The sequence below is a fragment of the Lacibacter sp. H375 genome (genome assembly GCF_037892425.1).
GTDB lineage: Bacteria > Bacteroidota > Bacteroidia > Chitinophagales > Chitinophagaceae > Lacibacter.
The window spans coordinates 1,455,206-1,473,882 of the sequence record NZ_JBBKTT010000001.1; the positions used below are offsets into that span (position 1 = coordinate 1,455,206).

Genomic DNA, 18,677 nt, shown 5'->3' on the forward strand with positions numbered 1-18,677 from the left:
CACGCTTAACCCCTTTCAATTTTCAGAATATGGATTTACCTTAGAATATGCGTTGGCTCTCCCTTACTGTACGATATTTCTTCTTCGTTTTCTTACTACTGCTTTACTCGGTTACAGCGGCACAATACCGTTCTTCTGATTTTACCCTTTATTCAATTGAAAACGGTCTTAGCAGTAACCTGCTTACAAGTATTGTACAGGATGAACAAGGTTATTTATGGATCGGCAGTGCAAACGGATTAAATCGTTTTGACGGCAACCAGTTTGTTCAATATCATCCAGGGAAAGAAAAGAATTCTATCCCCGATGAAAATGTAAGGATGCTGAAATGGTTAGAACCCGGTAAAATGGCTGTTGCAACAAATACAGGTTTGCAGATAATTAATACACGAAACAGGCAGTCAAGAAATTTGTTTATTCCCACAACATTCAAAGAATATGCGTTTAAATACAATGATGTGTTTGATGTTGCTGCTGATGATAAAAAACATGTTTTTATAGTTACCCGTTCCGGGTTTTATCATTTTGATAATAACGATAAATTGATCTTCCGATTTGATAATTATAAAACAGAGCAGGAGCAATCACAATATTTCATCTTCGGTCAGCTGTTATTATATTATTCGAAGAATGAATTGTTACTGTCAACAAGTGAAGGCATTTTTCTCTACAACATCAGCAAAAAACAATTAAAGAAAGCACAGAAGGGAAATGATCATGCTGTGCCTTTTGTGGCCGATATGCACCGTGATATTGCTACCGTAAGACAAGCAGATCATAAAGGGTATATGATCTTCAAAACAAATTCAGATAGCATTATTTATGTCAACACTTCTTCAAAAGATGGAATTGTTTCAAAAGCACCAAACAAAAACATCAACAGTGAATTTAACTGGCGCACAAGTCTTTTCCGCTATAACGATTCTACTTATTTTGTTACTTCCAGTACAAATGGTTTTTATAAAATAATCCATCAGCCAAAAACGGGAAAGCTTACGTTGTATACTGAAAAATATTTGGCTGATTATTTCTGCGCCGGTTTTTTAAAAGATAAAGAAGGAAGATTGTGGGTCACCACAAGTTCGGGCTTGTTAAAGCAAAACATGATCAACAACTCTGTGACATTTAAATTGCTACCGCAGGAAATTTTGCAGCAAGCACCTGCCGCTACCATCAGTTATGTGTTTGTTTCCGGAGACAAAATATTTATCGGATGCAGGAGAGAGGGCGGGTTGTTGGTGTTTGAGAAAAGCACGCTCAACTTTATTCGTAGAATAAGGTTCAAAAAACACGGAACTATTTCTGACGATATTATCAATGTATCATATCCAGGCGGGGATACATTATTCATTGGCACAAATGGTCCGTTGTGTTGGCTCAACATGAAAACCTATGAAACAGGTGTGTGCAAGTTGGAGAAATGGGTAAATACAAATTGGGTTTCTTCACAGTTTAAAGATCGTGCCGGCAACATCTGGGTTACAAGTAACGCTAACAGGGTTTATTATTACAACAGCAGGCAAAAGAAGTTTTATTTAAAGGATATGGCTCATCCATATATGACTAAGCTTCTCATAACAAATATGATCACAGAAGATACAGCAGGTCACATATGGTTTGCAGGACAGGGACTTTGTCGCATTAACCGGCTAACTCATCGACCGGATTTTTTTATTGACACGTTCCCGGAAATTCTTTTTCCACGCAAAGCAGTATTGGGTTTGTATTGCGACGATAAGAATAGATTATGGTTTGGTAATGTCAGTAACGGATTGGTGAGTTATTCCATTAGCGAAAAGAAATTTGAACACTACACTACAGAAAACAAACTTCCTTCCAATAATATTTATACAACAGGCATCTACAATAACATGTTGTGGATGGGTTCTGAAACAGGCATTGCAGGCCTTGATCTCGTTACAAAACAAATCTCTTCCTTTGATAAAGATGATGGTTTCCCTTTGCAGGCTGTTACATCTGTAAATTTTTATCATGATAAAGAGGCCAACTATCTCTATTCAGGTTTTGGTACTGCTATTGTAAAATTTTGTGCAGATAGCTTGTTGTACACCACCGCACCACCGAAAGTATTTATTGAAAGTATCCGTTTTAATAATGATTCAAGCGTTTATTTACCGGGCTCATCATTAATAACTGATTACAATCATAACGACTTTACGGTTAAGATCGGCAGCGTTTATTTTTATAAGAAGGTTAGCAACTATTTGCTCAGCTACCGGATAGTAAATTCGCATGACAGCAGTTGGAAAACCATCACCGGCTCTGAAGTAAATTTCAACAACCTGCCTCCCGGTACTTACAAGTTTGAAATAAGAATGACAGCAAAAAATGAACGCTGGCCAGCGCAGGTAAAGCAATTCAATTTAACGGTGAAACCTCCTTTTTGGAAAACAGGTTGGTTTATTACAATCATAACCGTACTCATCTTGTTCCTGGGTTACCTTTTCTATCGCTGGAGAATTTATTATATCCGTAAAGCTGAAAGTGAAAAAGCACGAGTGCAGGAGCTGCGTGCTGAAAAGTATAAAACCCAGTATGAGCTGGAGCAGATCAGTAATTATTTTTCATTATCTCTTACTGATAAGAAGACTACTGACGATGTGTTGTGGGATGTTGCAAAAAACCTGATCGGCCGAATGGGTTGCGAAGACTGTATGATCTATTTATGGAACAAAGACAAAACAAAAATGCAGCAACGTGCGGGTTATGGAAATAAAAATTCACCTGAGAAGCTTACTGAACATTTGTTTGAAGTGGAAATGGGTCAGGGTGTGGTTGGTTATGTAATGCAAACAAAAGAACCGGTGATCATTGCTGATACAAGAACCGACAAACGTTACAGGGTAGATGATATGCATCGCCTCAGTGAAATTTGTGTTCCCATTATCCATGAAGGCGAGTTGATGGGCATTATTGATTCAGAAAACAGCAAACTAAATTATTTTCAGGAACGTGATCTTCAAATAATGACCACTATCGCCACACTCACAGGTAATAAAATAAAACAGGTAGAAAGTGAGCAGGTATTGAATGTGAAGAAAAAAGAACTTGCTGCAACGAACGAACATTTAGCAGAAGCACAACTCTCAGCATTGCAGGCGCAAATGAATCCGCATTTTGTATTTAATGCACTCAATAGCATTAAGCGTTTGATATTGGATGATGAGAAAGATAAAGCATCCCGTTACCTCAGCAAGTTTGCGCAACTCATTCGCTTAACATTGAATCACTCACGTGAAACGTTTGTAACACTTCGTGAAAATGTGGAGTATCTCAACACATACCTTGAAATGGAGCAGTTGCGTTTTAAAGATTCGTTTAATGCCACAGTTAAAGTTGATGCTGCCATTGATGATGAGGAAGTAGTTGTTCCGTCACTTATGATACAACCATTGGTGGAGAATGCTGTGTGGCATGGCCTGCTTCACAAAGAAGGAAAGAAAAAAATTACGGTTCGCTTCTCAGCCAACGGGCCATACATTATTTGTTCTATTGAAGATAATGGAATTGGAATACGTCGTTCCGAAGCCAATAAAAACGTACAGCATGCAACGCACAAATCAGTTGGGCTTGATAACCTGCGCAACCGTATTGCTATTATGAATGAAAAATTTGATATGGACTGCAGTCTCACCATTACTGATCTAAATGAAACAGATGCAACAATTACCGGCACGCTGGCGGTATTAAAATTTAAAAACAGAGATCTTGTATGAAACAGTTACGTGTAATATTAGTAGACGATGAGGCAGACGGCGTTGCCACGTTAAGCCAATTGCTTCGGTTGAATTGTCCCGAAGTGGAGATCATTGCCACTTGCAACAATGCAGAAACAGCCACACAACAGATACTGGCATTGCAACCCGATGTTGTGTTCTTAGATATTCAAATGCCCGGCAAAAGCGGTATTGAAATGTTGGCCGATATGCAGGAACGAAAGTTTGAAATCATTTTTGTAACAGCACACAATGAATACATGTTGCAGGCGCTGCAGTTCAGTGCTGCAGATTATTTATTGAAGCCGGTTGATGAAGACCGTTTAATTGAAGCGGTGAATCGTGTGAAAGAGCGTATTGAACAAAAAACAGAACCAGATAATATTGATGTGTTGCTGCACAACCTGCAAAAAAATAATCGTCAGCAGGAAATGAAACTCGCTGTTCCCACACTCAAAGGTTTTTCTGTACTAAAGCTGGAAGAAATCGTAGTGTGTGAAGCGGAAAAAAATTACACCATCTTTCATTTGCAGAATAAAAAAACAATTACTGTATCACGCACATTACTGGAATATGAAAAAATTCTTCAGAATACTTCATTCTTCAGGGTGCATAAAACATTTATGATAAATCTTGAGCATGTAGTGGAATATCAGCGTGGAGAAGGGGGAGTGGTGGTAATGGCTAATGGAATGGAAGTGGAAGTGAGTCGCAGAAAAAAGGAAGAGTTTATGAATAAGATAAAAGAGGTGTTTAAGTATTAAAAAAGCGGGCTCTGATCAGAGCCCGCTTTTTTAATATAGATAATGTTGTTGAGTATTATAATACCAATACACCCTTCGCAACAAACTGCACTTCTTTCTTTGCTTCTTTGATCTTGTTTATTTCTTCTTTGCTTTTGCCTGCATCTTCAGCATAATGCTTTTGCTGTTTTACACTTACTTCTTTTACCGTTGCATCACCTTCAAGCACCACGGTTTGGCCAGCAAGATTCTTTGGCATAAAGAAAGCATAGTCCTTAAACTTCACCATAATGGTTTCGCCATTTCCTTTGTCAACTTTCATCCAGCAGCCTTTTTCCTGGCATACTTCAGTTACTTTACCCGTGATCTTTCCACTGAATTTACCGGCACTTTGCACCTGTTCTTCCATGTTGGCAATTGTAACCACATCTTTATTTTCTGTTCCAGCTCCGTAGGTTGCGCCTTTTTCTGCAGGCTTCGGGCTGTTTTGGGCAAGGGCAGCTAAGCTCATGAACGCTGCCATCAATAAAAAAGAAAGTTTTTTCATAATCAAAAATTTGAAAAGCAAAGGTAGCTAGTAAAATGAAGGATGCAAGTGTCACCTGTTAAAATTCAATAGACGGTAGTTGCATCTTTTGAAAGAGTACTAAAATATTCGCTGTATTAAACCGTTTAAACTTGCGTCGGTCTGATACTTTGTAATAAAACCAACCGAAACCAATACGAACATGAAAACCTGTTTACTCCGTTTCTTCACCTTCATTTGTATCATCAGTGTTTTTCTCGCATGTAGAAAAGGGAAGTCTTCGGCAAAAACCTATCGATTCAACGAAACAATTACTGTAGATGGATTGTCACGAAGCTATGTACTGAACCTTCCCCCCGATTATTACGATAACACTGGCTTTGCATTGGTGATTGCAATGCATGGCGGAGGCGGTAGTGCCACACAGTTCGAAAGCACATCGAAACTTACTGAGAAAGCCAACGCTTCCGGTTTTATAGTTGTTTACCCCGAAGGCACTGGTGTCATCAATACCTGGAATGCCGGTACTTGCTGCGGATCATCAGTCAGCAATAATATTAACGATGTAAAATTCATCAGTATGCTCATCGATAAGCTGGTGGCTGCATACAAGATAAACCCAAAGAAAGTATATGCAACAGGCCATTCAAACGGAGGTATGATGAGCTACCGTCTTGCATGCGAACTATCAAACAAAATTGCAGCCATTGCACCTAATGGTTCTACCATGGTGGTTACGCAGGCATGTAATCCTGCAAGAGCAGTTCCTGTCTTGCATATGCATTCAAAACTCGATCAGCATGTTGTTTATACCGGAGGTTATGGAAATGGTGTAAGCGGAGTTTATTGCCCGCCGCTCGATTCGGTGTTGAATGTTTGGTCGTTGAAGAACAGTTGTGCAATACAGGCACAGGTTATCGTGAACAACAGCAACTATACGCACAAACGATGGCTCAACTGCACCAATAATGTTACCATCGATTATTACTTAACCAATGATGGTGGCCATGGTTGGCCGGGTGGTTTACCGGGCGGCCCTAATTCCGATATTCCTTCTACATCTATTAATGCCAATGATTTGTTGTGGAGTTTTTTCCAGCAATACCAATTACCATAGTTTCTGTTTTCCGAAGGGTTAAACGCCGAGCAAAATCTTTTTGCTAAAATATTTGGCTTCTAAAATAATTAGTTTTACGTTTGCTAAACAAATTAGTGTGAACAAACAAAACAAACCCGTTATGGAAGAGACTTTAATTTTGGAGAAACCAAAAAAGGAAAAAATGAGTAAAGAGAGCATCAATGTTAATACCGAGAAGCTCAAAGCGTTAAAGCTCACCATCGACAAGATTGACAAGGATTACGGAAAAGGCAGTGTAATGATGATGAATGAAAAAGGTGTCAACGAAATTGAAGCCATTTCAACGGGCTCAATAGGACTTGATACTGCCTTAGGCATTGGTGGAGTACCAAGAGGAAGGGTGATCGAGATCTACGGACCTGAAAGTAGTGGTAAAACAACCATCGCCACACATATTATTGCGGAAGCACAAAAGAAAGGTGGCATTTGTGCCATTATTGATGCGGAACATGCATTTGACAGTGCCTATGCACAGAAACTGGGCGTTGATGTAGATAACCTATTAATCTCTCAACCGGATTATGGCGAGCAGGCCTTGGAAATTGCTGATCGTTTAATTCTTTCAGGCGCATTGGATGTAGTAGTGATCGATTCTGTTGCAGCGTTGGTTCCTAAAAGTGAACTGGAGGGTGAAATGGGTGATAGCAAAATGGGCTTGCAGGCACGTTTAATGAGCCAGGCTTTGCGTAAGCTCACAGCTACTATTCATAAAACAAATACTATTTGCATATTCATTAACCAGTTGCGTGAAAAAATTGGTGTGATGTTCGGTAACCCCGAAACAACCACTGGTGGTAATGCCTTGAAGTTCTATGCATCGGTTCGTTTAGATATCCGTCGTATGAGCCAGATCAAAGATGGTGATGAAGCAATTGGGAACCGTGTAAAAGTGAAAGTGGTTAAGAATAAAGTAGCTCCTCCGTTCAAAGCTGCTGAGTTCGATATCATTTTTGGTGAAGGTGTAAGTAAAACAGGTGAGATCATTGATATGGGTGTTGATCTTGCTATTATTCAGAAAAGCGGTAGCTGGTACAGCTACAATGGCGACAAACTGGGACAAGGTAGAGATGCGGTAAAAAATCTCCTGCTTGATAACCCGGGTATGGCCAATGAAATTGAAGCGAAGATTCGTGAAAAGATAAAAGAAATTCAAAGCGGAGCAGCAGCTTCGTAAACTTCGGGTTTGTTTGTAAGTACCGGCCTTTCGTGAGCAGCAATGCGAAGCGAGGGGCCTTTTCATTTGTCGTTATACTTACGGGAAACATTGTTTGAAAGAATGAATACATATACTTTCGTTTAGCAAGAATTAAATAGCCGAGTGAATCACTATGAGTGATCGGAACAGTTTATTAACCTTAAAATAATTCATATGAACAAGTTGATGCAGTTGTTTGCTTTCGTAACGGTTTGTTGCCTGTTAATGGGATGTCCTTATGAAACAGAAGTGCCAATCAGTGAGCCATCAGTAAAATTTCCTTCTGAACTTCTGGGCAAGTGGGAACCGAAAAGTTCAAGTGATGAGGTCATGACCATTAAAAAGAAAACTGATTATATCGTCAGTATCAGCAAAACAAAAAAAGAACCAAAGGAAGATGATAAGCCGGAAGAATATGAAGCTTATCTTTCAGAAGTTGATGCGGTTAAATTTCTGAATATTTCTGAGCCAGGTGAACAAGGAGCAGGCGCAAAGTTTTATCTCTATAAAATGGAAGTATCTGCAAATGGTTCACGCATTACACTCAATGCAGTTACAGAAAACATCGATGAACAATTCAGTAACTCGGCGGAATTAAAATCATTTATTCAGAAGAATATGCATCTTTCTTTCTTTTACGAAAAAGAAGAGGAGATATACCAGCGCATTAAATAGTTATTATCGAATAGCTGTTCGGCAGCTCTAATCGTGTATAGTGCCAATAGAACCATTATCTGTTTTCAGCAGCTCAAAAACTTTTTGCGGCTGTAAACCTTTTTCTGTTTGATGTGATACATATAACACAGCAGTACTTGTTTCAGCAGCAAGTTTGTTGATTAGCAGAATAATTTTTTCTGTATTTATATCATCAAGTCCCATCAACGGTTCATCGAGAATTAATAGGGGCGGATGTTTTACCATTGCTCTTGCAACAAGTGCTAAACGTTGCTCACCCTGTGTGAGTTTTGGAAAAGGAGTATTTGCTTTGTGTTGTAATTGTAATAGCTGTAACCATTCGTAAGCAGAACGTAGTTGCATATCGCTTGGAATTGTGTATAACCCGATAGAGTCAACAAAGCCTGAAACGATCATGTGCAACAATGTATGCCTGGTACTAAACAGATCTGTCATGGAAGGGGTGAGATAGCCGATCTTATCTTTAATATCCCATACACTTTCACCGCTTCCTTTCTTTCGTCCAAAAATAAATAGCTGTTGACCGTATCCTTTTACATTATCACCGGTGATCATGGTGAGTAATGTTGTTTTGCCTGAACCGTTCGGCCCTTTTAATTGCCAGAATTCACCGGCATTGATGGTCCAGTTGATCTGTTGCAACACTTGTCTTCCATCATAACTTACATGTACATCAGTAAAGCGAACCAATTCAGTTGTTGAAAGCTGATAGTTGTGTAATGCTGATGGTACGGGTACATCATCAACATGAATTTCATCATCTGTATTGCCTTCAAGTGGAACAAATTCACCTGAGCTAACCGTTAACCTGTTTTCAATAAAAGGTAGAAGATCACGCTTTCGATGTGAAAGCTGTATAAGTTGTGTGTGTGCGGCAGCAAGTTGAAGATCTTCTTTGAACGATACTTGCGCTGCCGTATCTAAATTGTCAAATACGTTATCGAGAATCAGCAGACCCGGTTTCAACGATAATAAATGCTGCAGCAATACTTTTTTTTGCTCACCACTCGACATGGAACGTAGTGTTTGCTTCCTCGTTGCTTCAATACCGCTGTAACCATGAATTTCTTCTTCCAATAAAAATTGCTGAACTGTGTAAGCAGAAAAAAGAACAGCATCGTAACTGTTGAAAGAAGCGAATAGCCCGATTGCTTTTTTATCCAACAGGTGCTGAATAAAACTTTGTTTGTTGAATGTGTTGGAAAGAAAAATAGCATAGTGCTGCATTGCACGAAGATAAATTACCGGGTGTTATGGTTTACAATTTCACCGGTTTCACTTTATAACCTTGTTTGCGCAGCAATGCAATTACACCAATATCGCCACCCAAATGTGCAGCACCAACAGCAAAGAAGCAAGATGTTTTTTGCATATTGGTTTTCATGAGGGGGATCCATTTGCTGTTGCGTTTAACCAGCAATTCATTTTCTGCTTCCATCAGCTCTGGCGATTGGTTAGTAAGCCTATATATAGAATCTACATCCTGCGTTTTGTAAACAGCAACCAGTTTTTTAAACTCTTCCACACCTTTATCAAAATCAACTACCATGTTTTTCAGATTGGCAATTTCTGTGCTGTCAGGAATCGAATCAAATACTGCCACCTGGTCTTCAATAGTTTCTAAACCTTTGATATTCTTTTTCTGTTTAGCGGCCATTGCAATGAATGTTTGCTCATACGATTCTCGTGCGGGACAGCTCAACGATTTTTCTGTGAGCATACTCATGAGCATAAAGGGCTTGAATGTATTAAACATCATAGCAGAACTACCAGTAATTTCTTTGTACTTTTTATCAAACTCTTTAAAGGCGCTATCGCCAAACAATTGTTTGATGGTTTGTCCTTTTGGTAGCTGCAGCAACTGCATCATTTTTAGAACCATCATCGGGTCATCCATATCCAGTTCAAGAAAAACCTGCTCTGCGTTGGTAAATTTTTCTGTAACGCTCGATGGCAGAAAAAAATCTTCTTTACAGATGATATGTATCGTGCCAAATAAATAAGATGGTTGTTTAAGATCGTTGCCGGTAATTTCCCAAAGCAAACTGCTTTTCGGTTCTGCCTGACCGTAACTCATCAAAACAAAAAGAAAAGAAGTAAACAGGCTGATCATAAGTTTTTTCATAGTTACAAATTTAATCTTCTTCATCACTCATTTCGTTTACGATCTTTCTCAGCTTTTCAGCATGCTGTCCATAAAGCTTACGCACATACCATTTGTTTAGAAAATACATTGGGATTGTAAGTATAGCAGTAATAGAAACAAGAACAAGAAAAAAAGGCCAAAAAGATAAAGAGGCCGATGTTGCCTGTATTTTAGGGTCGTACAGAAAAATTATTACTCCGGACGTTAGCATTACAAACGGGAATAACAACGTTCCAACTATAAGATAAAACCGGATATATTTTTGAAGTGTACGAACCTGAAGCTGAAGATTCGACCTGACTTCGCAAGTAACACACTCCATTTCACGAAGCAGTTTTCGTTTACGTACATAATAGATCATGTATAGGATTCCCGATATCAACATCAGCCATGCGAGACTTAAGATCGCTCCTTTGAATTTTACAAAATAATGAACAATGCTGTATGAGTATAATACAACCACAATCAACATCTCTACAAAGAGGTTGCGTTTCATTTTGGCAATGGGACTCTTTGATTTTTTTTGCAAAATGGCCTGCAACTCCTGTTCAGAAGTTGAGGTTTTGCTTTGCCCCACATCGCTCCACATTTCTTTTAACTGATCAAGCTCCATAAGCTTCTGCTTTTGTGAGTGTACGTAATTTGTCTTTTATTCGATTCATTTTTACACGCAGTGTGCCATTACTGATACCCAGAATGTCTTCCATCTCTTCGTAACTCTTGTCTTCGAGATACAGCATCACAATTGCTTTCTCCACTTCTGATAAGCGGGTGATGGCTGCATACATTTTCCGGAGATTTTCTTCTTTGATCCTTTCTTCGTTTGTATCTGCTTCTTCTTTTGGAATAAACTCAGGGAAACTGAGTGCTACTTTTCTCGATTGTTTCCGAAGGTTGCTGATGGCAGTGTTCAATGCAATTCTGTACATCCAGGTACTGATCTTCGCATCGCCACGAAAACTGCCAAACGCTTTCCATAGCTGAATAACGATTTCCTGGTACAGGTCGTCCCTGTCCGCATCATTGCGGCCATAGAGATGGCATACTTTTCTGATGATGCCCTGGTGCTCTTGCACCAGTAGCAGGAAATTCTGTTCAGCGTTGGTGGTCATTCAACCAAATGGTTTGCGTAAATGTATATGTAGCGGAAATTTCATTTAAGTTACATGCAAATTTGTTTTTTTACACATGAAGAAGAAAATGTATCACCTGGCCCACTGTACTACATGCCAGGCAATTATTAAAGAAACGGGTGCAGATAAAGCCAAACTTGAATTTCAAAATATCCGTGAAGAAAAGATTACCGCCAAACAGCTGGAAGAAATGAAGAAACTTGCAGGCAGCTACGAAGCATTGTTCAGCAGGAGGGCACTTAAATACAAAGAGCTTGGGTTGAAGGATAAAAAACTTACAGAAGAGGATTACAAGAACTACATTTTGGAAGAAGACACTTTTCTTAAGCGACCTGTAACCATTTTAAACGACAAGATTTATGTAGGCAATGATAAAAAAACAGTGGAAGCCTTGAAAAAGGCGCTGCAATAAAGTAATTTGTTAGTTCTCTGTCATATTTGGAAACAGGACCGTTGCAGGATTGCTAAAAATCAACTGAGTTAGTAGACTAAATAAAAGAAGCCCTATTTTCGCATGTTGGCTTGTTGCGAAAGTGAGTGACCGTTCGTTTGCCTGCCATTTCAGAGGACGTTTAAATTTTTTATCATGAGTGCTTTTCCCGGCTATCTGCTTAGCAGCAATTTCCCGTCGAGGAATACAGTGGTTTCTTTTACGGAAGATTTGATCAGTTGCCTTTTCCCGATGGTGGTTGATGCAGAGGCTTACATAGACCAACAATGCAACGCAAATATTTCGCTTAGAAAGCAGTTGACTGAAATACTTACTCCTCTGTCGAAAGGATATGAATTAGATGTGCCCGCCATCACAAATGCCTATCTGAATGAGTTGGCAAACATTAAAGCAGACCTGATAAAAGATGCGGAGCTGATACTTGAGTTTGATCCGGCTGCCTATTCTGTTGAAGAAGTGATTCTGTCGTATCCTGGTTTTTATGCAATTGTTGTGTACAGGCTTACACATCCTTTATACAAACTAAACGTTCCCATTCTTCCTCGCATGATGAGCGAGTTGGCGCATAGCAGAACAGGGATTGATATAAACGCCGGTGCACAGATTGGGTGCCCGTTTTTTATCGATCACGGTACGGGTGTTGTTATTGGCGAAACATCAGTTATCGGAAAGAATGTAAAAATTTACCAAGGTGTAACATTGGGTGCCTTGGCAGTACGCAAAGAAGATGCGCAAACAAAACGTCACCCCACTATTGAAGATAATGTGGTAATTTATGCCAACAGCACTATCCTTGGTGGCAAAACGGTCATCGGTCATGATAGTATTGTTGGTGGCAATACGTGGGTTACAGAAACTGTAATACCGCATAGTGTTGTGTACACAAAAAACCAAATCGTAGTGGCCGATAAGAAAGATTTTACTGAACCTCTCAATTTTATCATATAAAAATATAAGCGACAATGAAAGCGAACAGCATTTTAGAAACGATAGGAAATACGCCACATGTACGCATTAACCGTTTGTTCTCTTCCGATGTGGAAGTGTGGAGTAAACTGGAACGTGCAAACCCCGGCGGAAGCATTAAAGACCGTATTGCATTAAGCATGATTGAAGATGCGGAAGCAAAAGGTATTTTGAAAGAAGGCAGTGTGATCATTGAACCAACAAGTGGCAACACTGGTATTGGGTTGGCAATGGTTGCTGCGGTGAAAGGATACAAACTTATTCTAGTGATGCCTGAAAGTATGAGTATCGAGCGTCGCAAGCTGATGAGTGTTTATGGCGCTACGTTTGAATTAACTCCACGTGAAAAAGGAATGAAAGGTGCAATTGCAAAAGCAACTGAACTTGTTGAAGCAACACCTAACAGCTGGATGCCGCAACAGTTTGACAATCCTGCAAATATTGACGTGCATGTAAAAACAACAGCACAGGAAATATTGAATGATTTTCCTGAAGGTTTAGATTATTTAATTACGGGTGTTGGTACCGGTGGACATATTACAGGTGTCGGTCGTGAATTGAAAAAGAAATTCCCCAATCTGAAAGTGTTTGCGGTTGAACCTGAACTTTCTCCGGTGATCGGTGGTGGCGAACCTTCTCCGCATCCTATTCAAGGAATTGGTGCAGGCTTTATTCCTACTAATCTCCATAGAGATGTGTTAGATGGCGTGATACAAGTGAGCAAGGAGGATGCGTTTACATATACACAACGTGCAGCGAAAGAGGAAGCAATTTTCCAGGGTATTTCAAGTGGTGCAACTATGGCTGCACTCGCTAAAAAATTACCTGAGATTCCGAAAGGAAGTCGTGTGTTGATCTTCAACTACGATACTGGCGAGCGCTACTTTAGTGTAGATGGATTGTTTTAATTGGTCGACCCCCAATAGTAAAAATAAAGCCTCCCTTGTGGAGGCTTTGTTATTTTTTGTCTGTTTCCTATTTAATTTATGCATTCACAATTCTAAGTTTTGCATAATTCAACATGATCTTTTTTTCGCCATTCAATTCAAACTTTACAGTTGCAATTGGATTATGAGCGCTGCCTTCCATCTTTACCACTTCACCAAAGCCGAACTTCTGATGTTCAACACGCTGACCTTCCTGCAGGTTGCTTGTATCGCTTGCAACAAAATCAGTGGCTGGTTTATGTTCTATTGTTTGCGGCCTTGGAGGCGTTGTTACATAAGATGGTTTTGATGACGCTGTTTTTGGCGGAGCTCCGTAACGTTTCTCAGCTTTTGCTGCATCATCATAATCACTACTCTTATTACCAAATCCACCTTTTAACCGATCGAAAGCTGAACCACTACCAAATGATGACCCCTGGTTTCTTGAACCGCCACCTGCATAACTCTTATCAATAAATTGTTCGGGTAATTCATCTAAGAAACGGCTTGGTTCGTTTTGTACGATCTGTCCAAACTTATAACGGGTATTGGCATAAGAGATCCATAACTTTTTCTTTGCTCTTGTGATCACCACATAAAACAACCGTCGCTCTTCTTCCAGTTCTTCTCTTGTATTTATGGAGAGTGCGCTGGGGAAAAGTTGTTCTTCCAACCCTGCAGCAAACACACATTCAAATTCCAAACCTTTTGCAGCATGTATGGTCATGAGTTTTACATTATCTGCATTTGGATCTTTATCATCAGCATCGGTTAACAATGTGATCTGTTGCAGGTAAGCTCCTAATGTAACAGCACCGGTTTTCTTTTCTTCATCTGTTGCTGCAACAACATCGAAAGAAAGTTCCTGTTGCGGCTTCTCTGTTTCTGCAAATGGATCAGCTTCTTCGATCATTACACCGTCGTCATCGATCTGTTGACGGTTTGCTGTATCATCGACCCATTCTTTAATGGAGTTGAGTAATTCCTGTGTGTTCTCGTAACGCTGTAAGCCTTCAGTACTCTTATCGTTAAAAAGTTCTTTTACAAGATTGGTTTGTTTACCTACATGCACCGCTACATCATACGCATTGTGTTTCTGCAGCATGCTCGCAAAGCTTTTGATCATGGTTACAAAATCATCAATAGCTTCAAGGGTACCTGCTTTGAAACCAAATTGCTGTGCACGAGTAAGTACATCCCACATGCTTACGTTTTGTTCATTAGCAAATAACACACATTTGTCGATAGTTGTTTTGCCAATGCCTCTTGTGGGATAATTAATAACACGTTTCAGTGCTTCTTCATCTTTGGGGTTTACAATTAAACGCAGGTAAGCAATATAATCTTTGATCTCTTTTCGTTGATAAAAGCTGACACCACCGTAAATAATATATGGAATACTCATGCGGCGTAAACTTTCTTCAAATGCACGGCTTTGTGCATTGGTACGATAGAGAATAGCAAAGTCTTTATTACGATAATGATTCCGGAGTTTCTGTTCCTGAATGGTGTCAGCTACATACTTCCCTTCATCATTATCCGTCATGGTGCGAACTAAACGAATCTTCTCACCATCACTGTTATCTGTAAATAATGTTTTTTCGATCTGTCCTTTATTGTTGGCAATAACTTCGTTTGCCACATTCAGGATATTCTTAGTACTGCGGTAGTTTTGCTCAAGTTTTACCACATGCACATTGTCGTAATCTTTCTGGAACTGTAAAATATTTTCAATGGTTGCACCACGGAAGCTGTAGATACTTTGTGCATCATCACCCACGACACACACATTTTCATGCATAGCTCCAAGTAGTTTAATGATCTCGTACTGTGCAGGGTTTGTATCCTGGTACTCATCAATCATGATATACTTAAACCTGCGCTGGTATTTGCTTAAACTTTCAGGAACAGTTTTCAGCAGTTCGTAAAATTTAATGAGCAAGTCATCAAAATCCATTGCCCCATTTTTGAAACAACGTTTGGCATAACTATCATAGATCTGTGCAATGGCAGGACGGTTGGCACGCATATCTTCCTGTTGAATATGCCAATCAGTTTTATATTCCTCTGCATTCACCAAAGCATTCTTGGCAGATGAAATTCGATTATAAACAGTAGAGGGTTTGTAATGCTTATCATCCAGGTTCATTTCGTTGATCACTGTTTTGATCACACTCTTTGCATCATCCGTATCGTAAATCGTAAAGTTTGATGGATAGCCTATCTTGGTTGCTTCGCTTCTTAGGATGCGTGCAAACACACTGTGGAAAGTGCCGATATACAGATTCCTTGCTTCGTGGTTACCAAGAATATGCTCCACACGCTCCTTCATCTCCTTGGCAGCTTTGTTGGTAAAAGTTAGCGCCAATATGTTGAAAGCATCCACACCTCTTGCCATCAGGTGGGCGATACGAGTAGTCAATACTTTTGTTTTGCCACTGCCTGCGCCTGCTACTATCATCAGCGGTCCTTCAATAGTAGTTACCGCTTCCTTCTGCCGTTCGTTCAGCCCATTTAAATAATCAATCATAAATCGAAATAAGCCTGCAATTTACAAGAAGCAAACGGGACATGGGGTGCTGTGGAGAAAGAAATTGCAGCTCCGTTGGAGAACAACAAAAGGAAAAATGAATTCTGAATCAGGCTTCAGCTTCTTCATTCATAAATACATCAATCATTGGCTTCCCAGCCTGCATCAATAACAGGTTGCATGTGTACAACAAATCCTGTGGCACTCCTGCTGTGTAATAATTTCCACTGTACCAGTACTGCATTAATTGCGTGGTAACATTGCCGTTGTTCTGTTTGAGCAATAAACATTGCATACGTGAAATACTAGCGTCGGAAAGATGGTTAAACACTCCGTTGCTGAGAAGGTTTCGGGTGATGGTCATTACTTCCTTTTGCATAAATTTTGATTTTAGGTGAATTACAATTAGTAATGTAAAAAGGATGCCAACATTTTCTTATCAAATTGTTACGGGCCCGTAATGTGCATTGCCTGTGCATAAGGGCTTTAAAAGAGGCAGAACCTTCCGAATTCATATCTGCTCCATAACCAAACATTAACCGTCTTTTCCCTTGCCACCCCGCTTAAATGCCGTACCTTTGCCGCCTTAAAAAAGGCAAGAACACCAACCGTTTCGGCCTAACACATTGAGTATGAATATTCGCAACATAGCAATCATTGCACACGTAGACCATGGAAAAACAACCTTGGTGGATAAAATTTTACACGCAACCAAGGTGTTTCGTGACAACCAGGACACTGGTGAATTGATCATGGACAGCAACGATCTTGAAAGGGAGCGTGGTATTACCATTTTCTCTAAGAACGCCGCTGTAATTTATAACGACGTAAAAATTAACGTAATTGATACTCCGGGCCACGCCGATTTTGGTGGTGAAGTAGAACGTGTATTGAAAATGGCTGATGGTGTAATTCTGTTGGTTGATGCGTTTGAAGGCCCGATGCCACAAACACGTTTTGTGTTGCAGAAAGCACTTCAGTTAAATTTGAAACCTATTGTGGTGATCAACAAAGTTGATAAACCAAACTGTCGTCCTGATGAAGTGCATGATTCAGTGTTCGATCTTTTCTTTAACCTCGATGCAACAGAAGAACAATTAGATTTTCCTACTTACTATGGTAGCGGAAAGAATGGTTGGTTCAACGATTCATTAACTGAGATCGATAATATTTTCCCGTTGCTTGATGGTATTATTAAATATGTACCTGCACCAAAGGTGGCAGAAGGTCCGTTGCAAATGCAGATCACTTCATTGGATTATTCTTCTTTCCTTGGCCGTATTGCCATTGGTAAAGTAAGTCGTGGTTCAATTAAAGAAAGTCAGCAAGTTGCTTTGATGCAGGCCGATGGTACAGTTCGCAAACTGAAAGTGAAAGAACTGTATGTGTTTGAAGGAATGGGTAAGAAAAAAGTAGCTGAAGTAATTGCAGGTGACCTTTGTGCAGTTGTTGGTGTTGATGATTTTAATATAGGTGATACATTGGCTGATGCTGAAAATCCTGAAGCATTACCGGTGATCAGCGTAGATGAACCAACAATGAACATGTTGTTCAGCGTAAATAACTCACCATTCTTTGGTAAAGACGGTAAGTTTGTTACAAGCCGTCACTTGCGTGACAGGTTAATGAAAGAAACAGAAAAAAATCTTGCGCTTCGTGTTTCAGATAGCGAAGATGGTGATAGCTTAATTGTTTATGGTCGTGGTATTCTTCACCTTGGTATCTTAATTGAAACAATGCGTCGTGAAGGATATGAATTAACTGTTGGTCAACCACAGGTAATTACCAAAGAGATAAATGGTAAAAAACACGAACCATACGAAACGCTGGTAGTAGATGTGCCGCAGGAATTTGCAAGTAAAGTGATTGACCTTGTTACACGTCGTAAAGGTGAAATGCTGATCATGGAAACCAAAGGTGAAATGCAGCATCTGGAATTTGAAATTCCATCAAGAGGATTGATTGGTTTGCGTACACAAATGTTGACAGCTACAACAGGTGAAGCAGTTATGGCACACCGTTTTAGTGAATATAAACCTTGGAAAGGCGCTATCCCCGGCCGTAACAATGGTGTATTACTTTCGAAATTCCAGGATAAAACAACCGGTTATTCAATTGATAAATTACAGGATCGTGGTACTTTCTTTGTTGATCCGGGTGAAGAAGTTTATGCTGGACAGATCATTGCAGAACACATTAAACCAGGTGATCTTGTTGTGAATGCAACAGAGGGAAAGAAATTGACCAACCACCGTGCAAGTGGAAGTGATGATGCAACACGCATTGCCCCAAAAACATTACTTACGTTGGAAGAGTGTATGGAATACATTCAGTTTGATGAGTGTATTGAAGTAACACCTAATTACATTCGTATGCGTAAAGTGATACTTGATGAAGAGGAAAGAAAGAAACAATCGAAATCAATGAACGCACAGATGGCGTAAAAGATAAAAGCAAAGACCCCGATCATTTGATCGGGGTCTTTTTTAT

16 protein-coding genes are annotated in these 18,677 nt (G+C 39.7%); 9 read left to right on the forward strand and 7 right to left on the reverse strand.

The window, feature by feature from the left end:
* Positions 1-47: 47 nt before the first annotated feature.
* Together WG954_RS06380 and WG954_RS06385 are read left to right on the forward strand one after the other, a co-directional pair.
* A complete protein-coding gene (locus WG954_RS06380; protein ID WP_340434716.1) occupies positions 48-3,737 on the forward strand; it encodes a sensor histidine kinase in 3,690 nt (1,229 codons plus the stop codon).
* Entirely contained in the window at positions 3,734-4,501 is a 768-nt protein-coding gene (locus tag WG954_RS06385) for a LytR/AlgR family response regulator transcription factor (protein ID WP_340434718.1), read from the forward strand. The genes WG954_RS06380 and WG954_RS06385 overlap by 4 nt, the downstream gene beginning before the upstream one ends.
* A 55-nt stretch (positions 4,502-4,556) precedes the next feature.
* Here WG954_RS06385 and WG954_RS06390 read toward each other — a convergent pair whose 3' ends face one another.
* Positions 4,557-5,027: a DUF4920 domain-containing protein gene (locus WG954_RS06390; protein ID WP_340434719.1), complete on the reverse strand. Its 471-nt coding sequence runs from the start codon at positions 5,025-5,027 to the stop codon at positions 4,557-4,559.
* A gap of 181 nt (positions 5,028-5,208) precedes the next feature.
* Here WG954_RS06390 and WG954_RS06395 point away from each other — a divergent pair, with 181 nt between their 5' ends.
* The 3 genes from WG954_RS06395 (at position 5,209) to WG954_RS06405 (ending at position 8,014) form a co-directional block, all read left to right on the forward strand.
* The gene (locus tag WG954_RS06395; RefSeq protein WP_340434722.1) at positions 5,209-6,123 is read left to right on the forward strand and encodes a CE1 family esterase; all 915 of its coding nucleotides are present in this window, start codon (positions 5,209-5,211) and stop codon (positions 6,121-6,123) included.
* Positions 6,124-6,244: 121 nt separating this feature from the next.
* Positions 6,245-7,318, forward strand: coding sequence for a recombinase RecA (gene recA / locus WG954_RS06400; RefSeq protein WP_445298450.1), 1,074 nt, complete (start codon positions 6,245-6,247; stop codon positions 7,316-7,318).
* Positions 7,319-7,513: 195 nt separating this feature from the next.
* Positions 7,514-8,014: a hypothetical protein gene (locus WG954_RS06405; RefSeq protein ID WP_340434724.1), complete on the forward strand. Its 501-nt coding sequence runs from the start codon at positions 7,514-7,516 to the stop codon at positions 8,012-8,014.
* Between the two features lie 27 nt (positions 8,015-8,041).
* Here WG954_RS06405 and WG954_RS06410 read toward each other — a convergent pair whose 3' ends face one another.
* Genes WG954_RS06410 through WG954_RS06425 form a run of 4 tightly spaced genes read right to left on the reverse strand, consistent with a single transcriptional unit; the run spans position 8,042 to position 11,293 of the window.
* Positions 8,042-9,262, reverse strand: a complete 1,221-nt coding sequence (locus WG954_RS06410) for an ATP-binding cassette domain-containing protein (protein ID WP_340434725.1) — start codon at positions 9,260-9,262, stop codon at positions 8,042-8,044.
* A 31-nt stretch (positions 9,263-9,293) separates the two neighbouring features.
* Positions 9,294-10,160: a TraB/GumN family protein gene (locus tag WG954_RS06415; RefSeq protein ID WP_340434727.1), complete on the reverse strand. Its 867-nt coding sequence runs from the start codon at positions 10,158-10,160 to the stop codon at positions 9,294-9,296.
* 10 nt (positions 10,161-10,170) lie between these two features.
* The gene (locus WG954_RS06420; protein ID WP_340434729.1) at positions 10,171-10,794 is read right to left on the reverse strand and encodes a hypothetical protein; all 624 of its coding nucleotides are present in this window, start codon (positions 10,792-10,794) and stop codon (positions 10,171-10,173) included.
* Positions 10,784-11,293 (reverse strand): RNA polymerase sigma factor, encoded by a 510-nt coding sequence (locus tag WG954_RS06425; RefSeq protein ID WP_340434731.1) that lies wholly within the window; start codon positions 11,291-11,293, stop codon positions 10,784-10,786. The genes WG954_RS06420 and WG954_RS06425 overlap by 11 nt, the downstream gene beginning before the upstream one ends.
* 76 nt (positions 11,294-11,369) lie before the next feature.
* Between WG954_RS06425 and WG954_RS06430 the strand changes: the two genes are divergently transcribed.
* From WG954_RS06430 to cysK, 3 genes are all read left to right on the forward strand, one after another.
* Entirely contained in the window at positions 11,370-11,726 is a 357-nt protein-coding gene (locus tag WG954_RS06430; RefSeq protein ID WP_340434732.1) for an arsenate reductase family protein, read from the forward strand.
* A 174-nt stretch (positions 11,727-11,900) separates the two neighbouring features.
* Entirely contained in the window at positions 11,901-12,713 is an 813-nt protein-coding gene (gene epsC / locus WG954_RS06435; RefSeq protein ID WP_340434733.1) for a serine O-acetyltransferase EpsC, read from the forward strand.
* 14 nt (positions 12,714-12,727) lie between these two features.
* Entirely contained in the window at positions 12,728-13,639 is a 912-nt protein-coding gene (cysK, locus tag WG954_RS06440; RefSeq protein WP_340434735.1) for a cysteine synthase A, read from the forward strand.
* A gap of 76 nt (positions 13,640-13,715) precedes the next feature.
* Here cysK and WG954_RS06445 read toward each other — a convergent pair whose 3' ends face one another.
* Both WG954_RS06445 and WG954_RS06450 read right to left on the reverse strand, forming a co-directional pair.
* Positions 13,716-16,187: an ATP-dependent helicase gene (locus WG954_RS06445; protein WP_340434737.1), complete on the reverse strand. Its 2,472-nt coding sequence runs from the start codon at positions 16,185-16,187 to the stop codon at positions 13,716-13,718.
* A gap of 109 nt (positions 16,188-16,296) precedes the next feature.
* Entirely contained in the window at positions 16,297-16,566 is a 270-nt protein-coding gene (locus tag WG954_RS06450; RefSeq protein ID WP_340434739.1) for a hypothetical protein, read from the reverse strand.
* Between the two features lie 253 nt (positions 16,567-16,819).
* On the opposite strand from WG954_RS06450, the gene typA reads away from it, so the two are divergent.
* Complete coding sequence (typA, locus tag WG954_RS06455) at positions 16,820-18,631, forward strand: translational GTPase TypA (protein WP_324231302.1); 1,812 nt, start codon at positions 16,820-16,822, stop codon at positions 18,629-18,631.
* Positions 18,632-18,677: the final 46 nt, after the last annotated feature.

What these genes read in the sequence shown, in the direction of transcription:
- WG954_RS06380 (WP_340434716.1), top strand. Translation starts at nt 48, where the DNA reads ATGCGTTGGCTCTCCCTTACTGTACGATATTTCTTCTTCGTTTTCTTA.
- WG954_RS06385 (WP_340434718.1), top strand. Translation starts at nt 3,734, where the DNA reads ATGAAACAGTTACGTGTAATATTAGTAGACGATGAGGCAGACGGCGTT.
- WG954_RS06390 (WP_340434719.1), bottom strand. Translation starts at nt 5,027, where the DNA reads ATGAAAAAACTTTCTTTTTTATTGATGGCAGCGTTCATGAGCTTAGCT.
- WG954_RS06395 (WP_340434722.1), top strand. Translation starts at nt 5,209, where the DNA reads ATGAAAACCTGTTTACTCCGTTTCTTCACCTTCATTTGTATCATCAGT.
- recA (WP_445298450.1), top strand. Translation starts at nt 6,245, where the DNA reads ATGGAAGAGACTTTAATTTTGGAGAAACCAAAAAAGGAAAAAATGAGT.
- WG954_RS06405 (WP_340434724.1), top strand. Translation starts at nt 7,514, where the DNA reads ATGAACAAGTTGATGCAGTTGTTTGCTTTCGTAACGGTTTGTTGCCTG.
- WG954_RS06410 (WP_340434725.1), bottom strand. Translation starts at nt 9,262, where the DNA reads ATGCAGCACTATGCTATTTTTCTTTCCAACACATTCAACAAACAAAGT.
- WG954_RS06415 (WP_340434727.1), bottom strand. Translation starts at nt 10,160, where the DNA reads ATGAAAAAACTTATGATCAGCCTGTTTACTTCTTTTCTTTTTGTTTTG.
- WG954_RS06420 (WP_340434729.1), bottom strand. Translation starts at nt 10,794, where the DNA reads ATGGAGCTTGATCAGTTAAAAGAAATGTGGAGCGATGTGGGGCAAAGC.
- WG954_RS06425 (WP_340434731.1), bottom strand. Translation starts at nt 11,293, where the DNA reads ATGACCACCAACGCTGAACAGAATTTCCTGCTACTGGTGCAAGAGCAC.
- WG954_RS06430 (WP_340434732.1), top strand. Translation starts at nt 11,370, where the DNA reads ATGAAGAAGAAAATGTATCACCTGGCCCACTGTACTACATGCCAGGCA.
- epsC (WP_340434733.1), top strand. Translation starts at nt 11,901, where the DNA reads ATGAGTGCTTTTCCCGGCTATCTGCTTAGCAGCAATTTCCCGTCGAGG.
- cysK (WP_340434735.1), top strand. Translation starts at nt 12,728, where the DNA reads ATGAAAGCGAACAGCATTTTAGAAACGATAGGAAATACGCCACATGTA.
- WG954_RS06445 (WP_340434737.1), bottom strand. Translation starts at nt 16,187, where the DNA reads ATGATTGATTATTTAAATGGGCTGAACGAACGGCAGAAGGAAGCGGTA.
- WG954_RS06450 (WP_340434739.1), bottom strand. Translation starts at nt 16,566, where the DNA reads ATGCAAAAGGAAGTAATGACCATCACCCGAAACCTTCTCAGCAACGGA.
- typA (WP_324231302.1), top strand. Translation starts at nt 16,820, where the DNA reads ATGAATATTCGCAACATAGCAATCATTGCACACGTAGACCATGGAAAA.